The sequence below is a fragment of the Pseudomonas sessilinigenes genome, assembly GCF_003850565.1.
In the GTDB taxonomy this organism is placed as follows: Bacteria; Pseudomonadota; Gammaproteobacteria; order Pseudomonadales; family Pseudomonadaceae; genus Aquipseudomonas; species Aquipseudomonas sessilinigenes.
In genome coordinates this window covers 5,137,789-5,151,911 of the sequence record NZ_CP027706.1, presented here as the reverse complement: position 1 = coordinate 5,151,911, position 14,123 = coordinate 5,137,789, and the positions used below count along the sequence as shown (strand labels likewise).

General features: G+C 60.2%; 11 protein-coding genes. 5 read left to right on the top strand and 6 right to left on the bottom strand.

Annotation, left to right across the window (positions count from 1 at the left end; genetic code table 11):
- Position 1: 1 nt before the first annotated feature.
- A complete protein-coding gene (locus tag C4K39_RS24025; protein WP_068585233.1) occupies positions 2 to 427 on the bottom strand; it encodes an HIT domain-containing protein in 426 nt (141 codons plus the stop codon).
- Between the two features lie 920 nt (positions 428 to 1,347).
- On the opposite strand from C4K39_RS24025, the gene C4K39_RS24020 reads away from it, so the two are divergent.
- A complete protein-coding gene (locus C4K39_RS24020) occupies positions 1,348 to 2,688 on the top strand; it encodes an OprD family porin (protein ID WP_068585231.1) in 1,341 nt (446 codons plus the stop codon).
- Between the two features lie 275 nt (positions 2,689 to 2,963).
- Here C4K39_RS24020 and C4K39_RS24015 read toward each other — a convergent pair whose 3' ends face one another.
- A complete protein-coding gene (locus tag C4K39_RS24015; protein ID WP_068585227.1) occupies positions 2,964 to 3,803 on the bottom strand; it encodes a mechanosensitive ion channel family protein in 840 nt (279 codons plus the stop codon).
- Between the two features lie 139 nt (positions 3,804 to 3,942).
- Complete coding sequence (locus C4K39_RS24010; protein ID WP_068585224.1) at positions 3,943 to 4,428, bottom strand: YajQ family cyclic di-GMP-binding protein; 486 nt, start codon at positions 4,426 to 4,428, stop codon at positions 3,943 to 3,945.
- Between the two features lie 144 nt (positions 4,429 to 4,572).
- On the opposite strand from C4K39_RS24010, the gene C4K39_RS24005 reads away from it, so the two are divergent.
- The 3 genes from C4K39_RS24005 to C4K39_RS23995 are packed head-to-tail and all read left to right on the top strand — an operon-like array spanning position 4,573 to position 8,150.
- Positions 4,573 to 5,490, top strand: coding sequence for a putative 2-dehydropantoate 2-reductase (locus C4K39_RS24005; protein ID WP_124347562.1), 918 nt, complete (start codon positions 4,573 to 4,575; stop codon positions 5,488 to 5,490).
- A 45-nt stretch (positions 5,491 to 5,535) separates the two neighbouring features.
- On the top strand, positions 5,536 to 7,572 hold the full coding sequence (locus C4K39_RS24000) for a HAMP domain-containing sensor histidine kinase (protein WP_068585218.1): 2,037 nt from the start codon (positions 5,536 to 5,538) through the stop codon (positions 7,570 to 7,572).
- Positions 7,573 to 7,574: 2 nt separating this feature from the next.
- The gene (locus C4K39_RS23995) at positions 7,575 to 8,150 is read left to right on the top strand and encodes a cob(I)yrinic acid a,c-diamide adenosyltransferase (protein WP_124347561.1); all 576 of its coding nucleotides are present in this window, start codon (positions 7,575 to 7,577) and stop codon (positions 8,148 to 8,150) included.
- 68 nt (positions 8,151 to 8,218) lie between these two features.
- Here the strand turns inward: C4K39_RS23995 and C4K39_RS23990 are convergent, their stop codons facing one another.
- The 3 genes from C4K39_RS23990 to secA all read right to left on the bottom strand — a co-directional run bounded on the left by C4K39_RS23990 (position 8,219) and on the right by secA (position 13,343).
- Entirely contained in the window at positions 8,219 to 9,163 is a 945-nt protein-coding gene (locus C4K39_RS23990) for a Nudix family hydrolase (protein ID WP_124347560.1), read from the bottom strand.
- Between the two features lie 102 nt (positions 9,164 to 9,265).
- Complete coding sequence (gene argJ / locus C4K39_RS23985; RefSeq protein WP_068585209.1) at positions 9,266 to 10,483, bottom strand: bifunctional glutamate N-acetyltransferase/amino-acid acetyltransferase ArgJ; 1,218 nt, start codon at positions 10,481 to 10,483, stop codon at positions 9,266 to 9,268.
- A gap of 118 nt (positions 10,484 to 10,601) precedes the next feature.
- The gene (secA, locus tag C4K39_RS23980) at positions 10,602 to 13,343 is read right to left on the bottom strand and encodes a preprotein translocase subunit SecA (RefSeq protein ID WP_124347559.1); all 2,742 of its coding nucleotides are present in this window, start codon (positions 13,341 to 13,343) and stop codon (positions 10,602 to 10,604) included.
- Positions 13,344 to 13,667: 324 nt separating this feature from the next.
- Between secA and C4K39_RS23975 the strand changes: the two genes are divergently transcribed.
- Positions 13,668 to 14,123 (top strand): DUF721 domain-containing protein, encoded by a 456-nt coding sequence (locus tag C4K39_RS23975; RefSeq protein WP_068585204.1) that lies wholly within the window; start codon positions 13,668 to 13,670, stop codon positions 14,121 to 14,123.

The following is a 14,123-nucleotide window of genomic DNA, read 5'->3' as shown; positions in this document are numbered from 1 at the left end:
CTCAGTCCTCCAGAAACCGGAAATCATCGGTCAGCACCACTCGCAACCGTTCGCGGACCTGTTCGATCTGCTCTGCCGTGTAGGGTTTTGCCGGATGCTTGCCCCAAACCGGGGCCGGCCAGGCGGCATCGTCACGTTTACGCACGATCACATGCATGTGCAACTGGCTTACCACATTGCCCAAAGTCGCCACATTCAACTTGTCGGCATCGAACGAGTCCTTGAGCAGCTCGGCCAGGGCCGTGGTTTCCTGCCATAGCTGACGTTGATCCGTGACATCCAGTTGAAACAACTCGCTGATATCTTCGCGACGCGGCACCAGGATAAACCAAGGATAGTTTGCATCATTGGACAGCAGCAGCCGGCAAAGGGGGAAGTCCCCGATGAGTACTGTGTCTTGCTGCAGTCGTGAATCTAAAGTGAACACCGCGCTTACTCCCGCTCCGCTCATTCCTGCCTGGCGTCAAGTATTACTGACATGGACCAGGCGACAGAGACGCAGCATACCTGTGAACGCCTCACGCTTCATGACCAATGAGCCAGCGACCTCTCCTCAATTTGGCAAGGAGCCAGTTCATGCGGTCAATGCGCCCCAAAGCAGGACATTTTGCAAAGCCCTGCACCATTTGCCCACACCACTTCAGAGTCGCTCGCAAGGACACTCGCCAAGTCCTTGATAGCCAGTGCCGTTTACGCACCTGACGGTATGAACAGGGGCAACGTCATCCAAAAGTTTTGCACCGAAATCGGACAACGGGTCTACGCTGAGTACCCCAAGCATCCGCCGTTTACTCACTTTGCAGTGTGCGTCGGTAACATTTTGTCTGGCTGTGCAACTTATTGCACACCACTGCCTCATGCAGGCAGCGACGTCAAGCCAAGCGAAAACTCATTCCGAGCGACGGTTTTATGCGGTTTTTACAGACTCCTTTACCGTCTGGAGCAAAAAACACTTGGCGATTTGGTTTTGTGCACGCTTGTTGCATCCAGCCCGACACCGTCTGCGAGGGATGAGCGAAAGTGAAACCTTAAAGACTCATGATAATAGCGGCAGGGCTGCCCAAAAGTACTTTGAAAGTGTTTGTCTGGAGGGTTCTTTCCCTCCTTGCAATCCTCCGAAGAGCACTATTGAAGTTGTCAGTCCGGATACATTCCGGCTGAAGGATTGCGACACCGATCAAGCAATTTGCGACAGGGTCGTAAAGAAGCTGAAAGGATAGATAGGCAAGTATCGCCAATATTGTCAGCGTGATATAAGTTTGCGCCGACACAAAAAGAAAGAGCCGCCCAAATAAAAATACAGGTGGGACGGCAGTACTCTTCTAAAAACCAAAGGAGCAAATCACGATGCGCGTGATGAAGTGGAGCATGATCGCCCTGGCTGTATCTGCAGGGACCTCGCAGTTCGCAATCGCGTCTTCCCAAGACGACTCGAAAGGCTTTTTCGAAGATCAGAGCCTGAAGTCCAAGACTCGTCTGGAATACATGAACCGCGACTACAAGAACGGTGCCGGTAACATCGCCAAGCCCGGTGGTGGCTACAAGAGCGGCTATCGCCAGGACACCGGCATCAGTGAACTGCTGACCTACGAATCGGGCTTCACCCAAGGCACCGTGGGTGTCGGTGTGGACGCCATGGCCATGGGCGCAGCCCGCCTGGACGGCGGTGCAGGCCGTGCCGGCAACGGTCTGTTCGCAGTCAATGGCGACGGCCAACCGGAAAAGACCCAGTCCAAGACCGGTGCCGCCATCAAGTTCCGCATCTCCGACACCACCCTCAAGTACGGTCGTCAGTTCGTCGCCAGCCCGGTATTCGCCACTGACGATAGCCGCCTGTTGCCGGAAGTGGCCGAAGGTACCCTGATCACCAGCAAGGAAATCAAGGGCCTGGAGCTGAATGCTGGTCGCTTCACCGCACTGAGCAAGCAGACCGGTATGGGCAAGGACAGCATCGGTGGCGTGGCTGACGAGAATGGCAACGGCGCCAAAGGCCTGCCTTCGGCGAACATCTTCGGCGCAACCTATGCCTTCACCGACAACTTCACCGGCACCCTGGCAGCCTCCAAGGTCGACCAGTACTTCAAGAAGCAGTACATCAACCTGAACTACACCTTGCCGATCGCTGAATCGCAGTCCCTGAACTTCGACTTCAACGGCTACAAGACCGAAGGCGACAAGCGTGGCGACCTGGTCGACATGATCGGCGACGGCCGCACGGGCGTGGATAACAAACTGTGGAGCCTGGCAGCAGCGTACAGCCTCGGCGCGCACAAGTTCACCCTGGCCCACCAGCGCTCCAGCGGCGACAACGGCTACTACTACGGCGTTGACGGTAACGGTACGGTCTTCGTGGCCAACTCCATCCAGATCTCCGACTTCGTGGGTCGCGATGAACGTTCCTGGCAAGCACGCTACGACCTGAACATGGCCACCTATGGCGTGCCAGGCCTGAGCTTCATGGCTCGCTACGTGACCGGTGACAACATCTCCACCAACAACGGCCTGGGCGAAGGTAAAGAGAAAGAGTTCAACTTCGAGACCAAGTACGTTCTCCAGGAAGGTCCAGCCAAGGATCTGTCCTTCCGCCTGCGTAGCGCGGTGTATCGCGTCAATAACGCATACAGCGGCTACCAGTCCGATAACAACGATGTACGTATCATCGTGGAGTACCCGCTGAGCATCTTGTAATTCGTTGCCCAGTTGCTTGCGCTAACGCGCAACTCCAATAAAAACCGTCGCCCTGACATCCCAGGGTGGCGGTTTTTTTATGCCATCAAAAGTGCAAGCCCTCATCCGCCACTACATAGCAAGCTAATAAATAACATGCTATCGGTAGTTGCCAAAGAACAGCCAACGGCTGCAGGCCTTAGTTCGTATCAGACGGATAAAAAACAAGGGGCCGATGGCCCCTTGTCTTGAACAGCACTAGTTGACCGAACGGCCAACTTATGAAGACACCTTTATTACACGGCGGCTTCCTGAACCACACGAATCACTCGTTGTGGAAACGGGATATCGATACCCGCGGCCTTCAGGCGATCACGCGATAGTTCATTGAACTGGAACATCACATCCCAGTAGTCCGCCGTCTTGACCCACACCCGCAGCGACAAGGTAATCGCGCTGTCACCCAAAGTGGAGACCACCGCGACAGGCGCAGGGTCGGCCAGAACCCGATCATCCTTGGCCAGTTCCAGCAACACTTCACGGGCCTTCTGCAGATCAGCGTCATAATCCACGCCAACGTCGAACACCACCTTGCGGGTCGGTTGACGGTTGTAGTTGGTGATGATGCCGTTGGACAGGTTGCCGTTGGGCACGATCACCGTCTTGTTGTCACCCGTACGCAGGACCGTGTGGAAGATCTGGATGCTATCCACTGTCCCGCTGATACCCTGGGCTTCGATGAAATCACCCAGGCGAAACGGACGGAACAAGAGGATCAGCACTCCACCGGCGAAATTCGCCAGGCTGCCCTGCAAGGCCAGGCCAATAGCCAGGCCGGCGGCACCGATGGCGGCCACGAAGGAGGTGGTCTCGACACCGATCATCGAGGCGACGCTGACGATCAGCAGCACCTTGAGCACGATATTGGCCAGGCTGCTGATGAACCCCTGCAAGGCCAGGTCGGCATTGCGCAACGCCAATAGCTTGCCCACCTTGTGAGTCAGCCTGTTGATCAACCACCAGCCAATGGCCAGGGTCACCACGGCCAGCAGCACCCGGCTGCCGTACTCCATGATCATGGGAATCCAGGCTTGGGAAGCCCGGACCAGGTTGTCTACTTCAGCGTTCAAGTCCATCTATTTCTCCAGGTTTCCGTGATTGCGCAGGATGCATGACTGACGGACAGAACGATCGGCTCCACTGGGAGCTCAATCGTTTCTGCCATTGCTCCGGCCTCGGACGCCAATAAGACCTAGAGGTTCCCGGAGAATCCAATCAATCGCGGAAGTTGTTGAACTGCAGCGGCATGCCGAATTCCTTGCCACGCAAGGCCGCGATCGCTTCTTGCAAGTCGTCGCGCTTCTTGCCGGTCACCCGTACTTGCTCGCCCTGGATCGCAGCCTGCACCTTGAGCTTGGCGTCCTTGATGTGAGCGACGATTTTCTTCGCCAGTTCCTTGTCGATCCCTTCCTTGAGCACCGCTTCCTGCTTCATCACCTTGCCCGAGGCATAGGCGTCCTTGACCTCCAGGCACTGCACATCGATCTTGCGCTTGACCAGGGCCAGCTTGAGGATCTCGATCATCGCTTCCAGCTGGAACTCGGCCTCGGCGGTCAGGTTGACGGTCAGTTCCTTGTCCTTGAACTCGAAACTGCCCTTGCCCTTCAAGTCATAGCGGCGGTCCAGTTCCTTGACGGCGTTTTCCACCGCATTGGTGACTTCGTGCTTGTCCAGTTCGGATACCACGTCAAACGACGGCATGTATTCTCTCCAAATAAAAAGGGGCGCCGTTCAGAACATCGAACACGCCCGGCTTGCGGTTAAAATCCGCGCTCATTATAACGGGTCTTTCCCCTCCTTCACCGCACGCGCCCTCAGGGCCTGCCCCAACAGGGTCGAAACTTCATGTCCACCACCTGGCACATTCTCGGCGCCGGCAGCCTAGGCACCCTCTGGGCTACACGCCTGGCACGCGCCGGGCTACCGGTGCGCCTGCTCCTGCGCGACCGGACCCGCCTGCAGGCCTACCAGGCAGCAGGCGGCCTGACCCTGATCGAGCAGGGCCAGAGCAGCCTGCATCCGATTCCCGGCGAGACCTGCGACAGCCCGCAGCCGATCCACCGCTTGCTGCTGGCCTGCAAGGCCTACGACGCCGAAGCCGCCGTGGCCAGCATCGCCAAGCGCCTGGCGCCCGGAGCTGAATTGATCCTGCTGCAAAATGGCCTCGGCAGCCAGGATGCCGTGGCCGCCAAGGTACCTGAAGCCCGTTGCATCGCTGCCTCCAGTACCGAGGGAGCCTTTCGCGATGGCGATTGGCGCGTAGTCTTTGCAGGCCACGGCTATACGTGGCTCGGCGATACCGCCCACCCTGGCGCTCCCATTTGGCTGGACGAACTGACAGCCAGCGGCATTCCCCATGAATGGACGACCCAGATCCTGACGCGACTGTGGCGCAAACTGGCACTTAACTGCGCGATCAACCCACTGACGGTGTTGCATGACTGTCGCAATGGCGGCCTGCAGCAACACCAGTGCGAGGTAGCCACCCTCTGCATCGAGCTGGGTGAACTGCTGCAATGTTGCGGGCAGCCGGATGCCGCGCGGGATTTGCAACAGGAAGTCGAACGAGTGATCCACGCCACCGCGGCCAATTTCTCATCCATGCACCAGGACGTCGCCAATCGGCGTCGAACCGAAATCAGCTACCTGCTTGGTTATGCCTGCAATGCAGCCGTGCGCCACCAACTGGCCCTGCCTCACCTGCAGCGGTTACAGCAAAGGCTCAAGGATCAGCTGCACTTGCACGGATTGCCCAGCGACTGAGCAGCGGCTACGCTGCCCACTTGCTCATTTCCAGCGATATAGCCGATGCCATTGCGCCAGCGCCTCGAAAACCTGCCGGTAGGTCAAAAGCTCCTCGCGGCCCTGCTTGTCCTGCTGACCACCGTCCTGCTGGTCGCCAACCTGACCTTCATCAGCGCCGCCTACTGGATTTCCCAGGAAAGCATGGCCCCCCAGGCCTTGCAGACCATCGGTCGGCTGGTCTCCAACCCGACCCTGTCGCTCCAGGCGCTGAATTCGCCCCAGGATGCAGAACGGCTTCTCAACGAGCTCGACAGCTACTCGCCCCTGCGGGCGGCGGCCATCTATGACGCCAACGGCCAGCGCATCGCCCAACTGCAACACGGCGATCGCCTCAAGCTGCCCGAGCGCTACCGGCATATCGAGGCCTGGCAACTGACTGAGTTTCGCAGCAACCAGGTGATCCCCCTGCCCCGTCCGGACCAAGCCCCAGGGCACCTGTTGCTGGTGGCCACCAGCGAACTGCCGATGGCCTTCTACACCGGCACCCTGACCGCCAGCCTGGGTATCCTGATCTTCAGCGTGCTGCTATGGCTGATCATCGCCCGGCAGATCAAGCGCCTGATCACCCAGCCGATCCACCAGCTCGAGGAATTGTCGCGCCAGGTGACACGCGAGGAAAACTACGCACTGCGTGCAGCCCGCGGCAACCACGATGAAATCGGCAGCCTGGCGGAAGCCTTCAACACCATGCTGTCGCGAATCGAGGCCAGGGAACAGCAACTCAAGCGCGCCCGGGATGACTCCCAGGCCGCCTACGACCAGGCCCAGGGGCTGGCTGAGGAAACCCGGCACACCAACCGCAAGCTGGAATTGGAAGTCCAGGTACGTAGCAAGATCGAGAAGAAGCTCACCGGCTTCCAGAACTATCTCAACAGCATTATCGACTCCATGCCCTCGGCACTGATCGCCCTGGACGAGCAGTTGTACGTCACCCAATGGAACCAGGAAGCCAGCGCCCTGTCCGGGACCCGCCTGGACGAGGCCCTGAACCAGCCGATCTTCCTGGCCTTCGAACCGCTCAAGCCGTTCTTGCCGCAGCTCAAGGAAACGGTCGAGCAGCATACGGTGACCAAGGTCGAGCGAGTCACCTGGTTCAAGGACGACGAAGCCAAGCACTATGCCCTGACGTTCTATCCGTTGATGGGGGGAGCGGGTCGAGGCGTGGTGATCCGGATCGACGACATCACCCAGCGCCTGTCCCTGGAGGAAATGATGGTGCAGTCGGAGAAGATGCTCTCGGTCGGCGGCCTGGCTGCGGGCATGGCCCATGAAATCAACAACCCTTTGGGAGCGATCCTGCACAACGTGCAGAACATTCGTCGGCGATTGTCGCCCGAGCTACCCAAAAACCTCGAATATGCACAACTGATCGGCATTGAACTGCAAACGGTCAATCGCTACCTGGAAAGTCGCGAGGTTCCATTGCTACTCGACGGCATCCAGCAAGCTGGAGCCAGGGCCGCGAAGATCGTGACCCATATGCTCAGCTTCAGCCGTCGCAGCAACCGGCAGATGGCTCCCTGCGACCTGCCGGCGTTGATCGACCAGGCGGTAGAAATTGCAGGCAACGACTTCGACCTGGCGATCGGCTTCGACTTCAAGGGACAGGCCATCATCCGCCAGTTCGATCCGAGCCTCGGACCGGTCCCGGGCACCGCCAACGAGCTGGAGCAGGTGCTGCTCAACCTGCTCAAGAACGCAGCCCAGGCCATCCATCAGCGCGAAGACGACAGCGAGCCGGGGCGGATCATCCTGCGTACCCGGCTGAATCCACCCTGGGCAGAAATCCAGGTCGAAGACAACGGCGTCGGCATGAGCGAAAGCGTGCGCAAACGCACCTTCGAACCATTCTTCACCACCAAGGAAATCGGCCAGGGCACCGGCCTCGGCCTGTCGGTGTCGTACTTCATCATTACCAACAACCACAAGGGGCAGATGGAAGTGCAATCCACCCGGGGCCAGGGCACCTGCTTCACCTTGCGCCTGCCCCTGGCCAGCAGCCAGCCCCCAGTGCAAGCCCCTCTACCACTGGAGAACTAGACATGGGTTTTCGCCTGTCGAAGATTTACACCCGTACCGGCGACAAGGGTGAAACCGGCCTGGGGGACGGCCGCCGCGTCCCCAAGGACCATCCACGAATCGAGGCCATTGGCGAGGTCGATACCCTCAACAGCCAGCTGGGCCTGCTCCTGGCTGGCCTGGAAGAACAGTGTGCCGGCAAGCCGGGGCTCAAGGAGGTGATCGAGGTGTTGGCGCCCTGCCAGCATCGCTTGTTCGACCTGGGTGGAGAACTGGCAATGCCTGAGTATCAGGCACTCAATGAAATGGAAGTACAGCGCCTGGAAACAGCGATCGATGCCTGGAACGAAGAACTGGGCCCCCTGGAGAACTTCATTCTGCCAGGAGGATCGACCCTCATCGCCCAGGCCCACGTATGCCGTAGCCTGGCCCGTAGTGCCGAGCGCCGTTGCCAGCAACTCAATGCCATCGAACCGTTGCAAGGCGCAGCGCTGGCCTACATCAATCGCCTGTCGGACGTGCTATTCGTCGCGGCACGCCTGATCGCCAAGCGCCAGGGCATCGCCGAGATACTCTGGCAGGCCGCTGCCAAGCCTTGATCCATTGAGTTCTTCGCAACCGGCCGGTCGCAGCTTTTCAGCGACCGGCCCGTCTTGAAGGGCCTCGCTCAGTCCTGCGGCCAGAACGCACGGATTCCCGCAACGCCCTGGGCACCGCTTGCCCAGGCCTGCTCGCACTGAGCTGGCTCCACGCCTCCCAGCAGATAAGCCGGCTTGTTGAAGCCATCGAGCAATTGCGCGGCCTGGTCCCAACCCAACGGCACGGCCTCGGGATGGGTCTGGGTCGCCTGCACCGGTGACAAGGTCACGAAATCCACATCCATCTGCTGCGCCAGGGACAGCTCCTCGGCGTTATGGCAAGAGGCAGCCAGCCAGCGCTCCTTGCCGAAAGGACGTCCGGCACTGGCGTACTTGCGCAGTTGCGCCGAAGTGATGTGCCAGCCCGCAGATGGGAAATCCCCCAACCACTCAAAGGGGCCCTTGAGCATCAACTGCGCCTTGCCGGCACACAAACCCACCGCATCCACTGCCAAATCACGGTATTGCGGATCGTAGCCCCCTGGGGCACGCAGCTGGATCAGCTTGCAGCCCTGGGCAATGGCCTTTTGCATGCCGCGCAACAGGGCAGGCGCTTCCAGGCCATCAGGGGTAATCAGGTAGCGCGATGGCAAACGGGCTGCGGCGACAATTGGCTGGTTGGCGGCAGGAAACTCGTAGTCGGCCAGCTCTCGCGGGCTGACCCAGGCCAGTGGCTGGCCTTCGGCGCCGTGCGCTTCGCCAGCAAACTCCGAAACCTCCCAGACATCCAGTAATACCTGCTTGTCAGGGTAATCGTGCTGCACCTTGATCAAGGGGCGGGCGCTTTGCACCTCGATACCCAGTTCTTCGTGCAGCTCACGCGCCAACGCGACCTGCACGGCCTCCCCGGCTTCGACCTTGCCTCCGGGAAACTCCCACAAGCCCCCTTGATGCTGAGTATCGGCACGTCGGGCAATCAGGATCTTGCCACTGGCATCCCGGATGACGGCCGCTGCCACATGTACTCGTTTCACCACGTTTTCCTCTGGTCCGGCGTTCGGCCTGCCCTGGCGGCCGGCCGTTGAAAAATGATGATCACCCTGCCCTGCAAGCCTCCAGGGCAGGCATACCCGGTATCAGGTACGGTATTCGGCGTTGATCTTCACGTATTCGTGGGACAGGTCGGTGGTCCAGATGGTTTCGCTGCAAGCACCCCGTCCCAGCTCGATACGGATGGTGATTTCTTCCTGCTGCATCACCGCCGCCCCTTGGGCTTCGGTGTAGCTGGCTGCCCGAGCGCCACGACTGGCGATGCAGACCTCACCGAGGAACACATCGATCTTGCTCACATCCAGCTCTGGAACGCCGGCACGGCCCACGGCAGCCAGGATGCGACCCCAATTCGGGTCGGAGGCGAACAGTGCAGTCTTGATCAGCGGCGAATGAGCCACGGTGTAGCCCACATCCAGGCATTCCTGATGGTTGCCGCCACCATTGACTTGGACGGTGACGAACTTGGTGGCGCCCTCGCCATCACGGACGATGGCCTGGGCCACCTCCATGCAGACTTCGAACACTGCCTGCTTCAGCGCGGCGAACAGCGGGCCTTTGGCCTCGGTGATTTCCGGCAGCTTGGCCTGGCCAGTGGCGATCAGCATGCAGCAGTCGTTGGTGGAGGTATCGCCATCGATGGTAATGCGGTTGAAGGATTTGTTGGCACCGTCCAGCAGCAGGTTTTGCAGAACGTCGCGGGAGACCTTGGCGTCGGTGGCGATGTAGCCAAGCATGGTCGCCATGTTCGGGCGGATCATTCCCGCACCCTTGCTGATCCCGGTGACGGTGATGGTCACGCCGTCATGCTGGAACTGGCGGCTGGCGCCCTTGGGCAGGGTGTCGGTGGTCATGATCCCGGTGGCGGCAGCGGCCCAGTTGTCCACGGACAGATCGTCCAGGGCGGCCTGCAATGCGCCTTCGATTTTCTCAACGGGCAACGGCTCGCCGATCACGCCGGTGGAATACGGCAGTACCGCACTGGCATCGACCCCGGCCAGCTCAGCCAGCTTGGCGCAGGTACGGCTGGCTGCCGCCAGGCCCGGCTCGCCGGTACCGGCGTTGGCGTTGCCGGTGTTGGTCAGCAAGTAACGTACTGGGCCCTGTACACGCTGCTTGGCCAGGATCACCGGTGCGGCGCAGAACGCATTGAGGGTGAACACCCCGGCCACCGTCGAGCCTTCAGCGCAACGCATGACCACCACATCCTTGCGCCCCGGGCGCTTGATACCAGCCGAGGCGATACCGAGTTCGAAACCGGCAACCGGGTGCAACGTTGGCAAAGGACCAAGACCAACAGCCATGAATGCGCTCCTCTCAAGATGGGTGCACCGTCGGCATGAAAGACGGTGCTGCAAATGGAAAAACGCCGCGACGGCTGATGCCGTCACGGCGTGGGTGTTTCAGTGTCTGGCGTGGATCTTAGTTGATCTGGCCGTGACAGTGTTTGTACTTCTTGCCCGAACCGCAGTAGCACAGTTCGTTGCGACCCAGCTTCTGTTCATTGCGTACCGGCGCGGAAGCCAGGGCCACGTCAACCTCGACGCCCTCTTCCAATGCTTCGGGCTGGTCCAGGCCTGGGGCCTCGGCGTGCTCGAACTGCATGCGACGAGCCAGGGACTCGGCTTCCTGGCGCAGGCGCGCCTCTTCCTCGGCCGGGTCTTCGCGACGCACCTGGACGTGGGACAACACCCGGATCGAGTCGCGCTTGATGGAATCCAGCAGCTCGGAGAACAGGGTGAAGGACTCGCGCTTGTACTCCTGCTTGGGGTTCTTCTGCGCATAACCACGCAGGTGGATGCCGTGGCGCAGGTGGTCCATGGTCGACAGGTGGTCTTTCCACAGGTCATCCAGGACTCGCAGCACGATCTGCTTCTCGAAGGTGCGCAGCGCTTCGGCGCCGGCCTGGTCTTCTTTCTCGTTGTACGCGGTGATCAGCTCGTTGAGCAGCTTCTCACGCAGGGTTTCCTCGTACAGGTGATCGTCTTCGTCGAGCCATTGCTGGATCGGCAGGCTCACACCGAAATCGCTCTGGAGCGCAGCTTCCAGGCCTGCCACATCCCACTGCTCAGGCAGCGACTGTGGAGGAATGTGGGCACTGACGGTGGCGCTCAGCACGTCCTGGCGGAAGTCGGCGATGGTCTCGCCGATGTTGTCCGCAGCCAGCAGCGTGTTGCGCATGTGGTAGATCACCTTGCGCTGCTCGTTGTTGACGTCGTCGAACTCCAGCAGTTGCTTGCGGATGTCGAAGTTGCGGCCTTCGACCTTGCGCTGGGCCTTTTCGATGGCGTTGGTCACCATACGGTGCTCGATCGCCTCGCCGGATTGCATGCCCAGGGCCTTCATGAAGTTCTTCACCCGATCGGAGGCGAAGATGCGCATCAGGCTGTCTTCCAGCGACAGGTAGAAGCGGCTGGAGCCGGCATCACCCTGGCGACCGGCACGACCACGCAACTGGTTGTCGATACGACGCGACTCATGGCGCTCGGAAGCGATGACCTGCAGGCCGCCGGATTCCAGCACCTGCTGGTGGCGTTTCTGCCAGTCGGCCTTGATCTGGGCAATCTGCTCGGGAGTCGGGTCCTCCAGGGAGGCGACTTCCACTTCCCAGTTGCCGCCCAGCAGGATGTCGGTACCACGACCGGCCATGTTGGTGGCGATGGTCAGGGCGCCAGGGCGACCCGCCTGGGCAATGATCTCGGCTTCTTTTTCGTGGAACTTGGCGTTCAGGACCTTGTGCTCGATGCCTTCCTTGTTGAGCAGGTTGGACATGTGCTCGGAGGTCTCGATGGTGGCGGTACCCACCAGCACCGGACGGCCCTGGGTCATGCAGTCCTTGATGTCGCTGATGATCGCGGCGTACTTCTCGTCCGCGGTCAGGAACACCAGGTCGTTGTAGTCCTTGCGCGCCAGCGGCTTGTTCGGCGGAATCACCATCACCTGCAGGCCGTAGATCTGATGGAACTCGAACGCCTCGGTATCGGCGGTACCGGTCATGCCGGACAGCTTGGTGTACAGGCGGAAGTAGTTCTGGAAGGTGGTGGAGGCCAGGGTTTGGCTCTCGGCCTGGATATTGAGGTTTTCCTTGGCTTCGATGGCCTGGTGCAAGCCCTCGGAGAGGCGTCGACCCGGCATGGTACGGCCGGTGTGTTCGTCCACCAGGACCACCTGGCCATCCTGCACGATGTACTCAACGTTGCGGTTGAACAGCTTGTGCGCCCGCAGGCCGGCATAGACGTGGGTCAGGAGACCCAGGTTATGGGCCGAGTACAGGCTCTCGCCCTCGGCCAGGAGGCCGACCTGAGTCAGCATCTCTTCGATGAACTGGTGACCGGCTTCGTTGAGCTCGACCTGACGGGTCTTCTCGTCGACGGTGAAGTGACCGGCCTTGGTGACCTGGCCTTCCACTTCCTCGATGTGCGGTACCAGGCGCGGGATCAGCTTGTTGATCTCGGTGTACAGGCGGGAACTGTCCTCGGCCTGGCCAGAGATGATCAGCGGGGTACGGGCCTCGTCGATGAGGATCGAGTCGACTTCGTCGATCACGGCAAAATTGAGCTCGCGCTGGAACTTCTCTTCCATGCTGAAAGCCATGTTGTCGCGCAGGTAGTCGAAACCGAATTCGTTGTTGGTGCCGTAGGTGATGTCGGCGGCGTAGGCGGCACGCTTCTCCTCCGGTGGCTGGAACGGCGTGACCACGCCGACGCTCAGGCCGAGGAATTCATACAGCGGGCGCATCCAGTTGGCGTCGCGGCGAGCCAGGTAGTCGTTCACCGTCACCACGTGCACGCCCTTGCCGGACAATGCGTTGAGGTAGACGCCCAGGGTCGCCACCAGGGTCTTGCCCTCACCGGTGCGCATTTCGGCGATCTTGCCTTCGTGCAAGGTCATGCCACCGATCAGCTGCACGTCGAAGTGCCGCATCCCCATGATCCGCTTGCCGGCTTCACGGGCGACCGCAAAGGCTTCGGGCAGCAGTTTGTCGAGGGTTTCACCCTTGGCGATACGGGCCTTGAACTCTCCGGTCTTGGCACGCAATTGATCGTCCGAAAGGGCCACCATTTGCTCTTCGAAGGCATTGACGATCTGTACCGTCTTGAGCATGCGCTTGACTTCACGCTCGTTCTTGCTTCCAAAAAGTTTCTTTAACAAAGGCGCAAACATATCGGCAGGATCTTCCACACATAGGGTTGGAGGGCGGCCCCGTGAGTCGCCCGAGCAGCCCTCATGGCCGCATGCGAACGAGCATTCTACCCGGAAACGATGGTGAGGAAAGTGGCGTTATTCCACGATGCTGGCACAGCGCTTTGACGGGGCCCACCTAAAATAAGGGCTTTTCGTTGAACTTCAAGTGTATTCGCCACAGAAGTTGCTGATCACGATCAGCAAAAGGCAAGGAAACCGCCGGCGAGACGAAAAAAATGCCAAGCCCGGTTTCCCGAGCGCTTTCTGCTACCATGGCCGCTCTGTAACTTCTGGTTTCTGATCATGGCATTTCGCCCCCTCGCGGCGCGCCCGCCCGCCGTCCTTCTGCGCGAAGCCAAGCCCCTGAAAGCCATACTGGGCCACGCCCAGCGCCTGGCACACCTGCAGCGCCTACTGGAAAGCCAACTCCAGCCGGCTGCTCGTGAACATTGCCATGTGGCCTCCTGGCGTGAAGGCAGCCTGCTGTTGATCGTCACCGACGGTCATTGGGCCACTCGCCTGCGCTACCAGCAAAAGCGCTTGCAACGCCAATTGCAGGAGTTCGAAGAGTTCGCCCGCCTGACACGCATCCTGTTCAAGGTCCAGCCTCCCACCGTCCAACGTAGTGCGACCGGACACACCCTGGATCTGTCGAACAGCGCGGCGCAAACCATCCAGGCCACAGCCGAGGGCATTACCGACCCCAAGCTGCGCGCCGCCCTGGAGCGCCTGGCCAGCCACGCCAAGCAACGGGATTGA

Coding starts and splice junctions, on each gene's coding strand:
- C4K39_RS24020 (WP_068585231.1), top strand. CDS start 1,348: ATGCGCGTGATGAAGTGGAGCATGATCGCCCTGGCTGTATCTGCAGGG.
- C4K39_RS24015 (WP_068585227.1), bottom strand. CDS start 3,803: ATGGACTTGAACGCTGAAGTAGACAACCTGGTCCGGGCTTCCCAAGCC.
- C4K39_RS24010 (WP_068585224.1), bottom strand. CDS start 4,428: ATGCCGTCGTTTGACGTGGTATCCGAACTGGACAAGCACGAAGTCACC.
- C4K39_RS24005 (WP_124347562.1), top strand. CDS start 4,573: ATGTCCACCACCTGGCACATTCTCGGCGCCGGCAGCCTAGGCACCCTC.
- C4K39_RS24000 (WP_068585218.1), top strand. CDS start 5,536: ATGCCATTGCGCCAGCGCCTCGAAAACCTGCCGGTAGGTCAAAAGCTC.
- C4K39_RS23995 (WP_124347561.1), top strand. CDS start 7,575: ATGGGTTTTCGCCTGTCGAAGATTTACACCCGTACCGGCGACAAGGGT.
- argJ (WP_068585209.1), bottom strand. CDS start 10,483: ATGGCTGTTGGTCTTGGTCCTTTGCCAACGTTGCACCCGGTTGCCGGT.
- secA (WP_124347559.1), bottom strand. CDS start 13,343: ATGTTTGCGCCTTTGTTAAAGAAACTTTTTGGAAGCAAGAACGAGCGT.
- C4K39_RS23975 (WP_068585204.1), top strand. CDS start 13,668: ATGGCATTTCGCCCCCTCGCGGCGCGCCCGCCCGCCGTCCTTCTGCGC.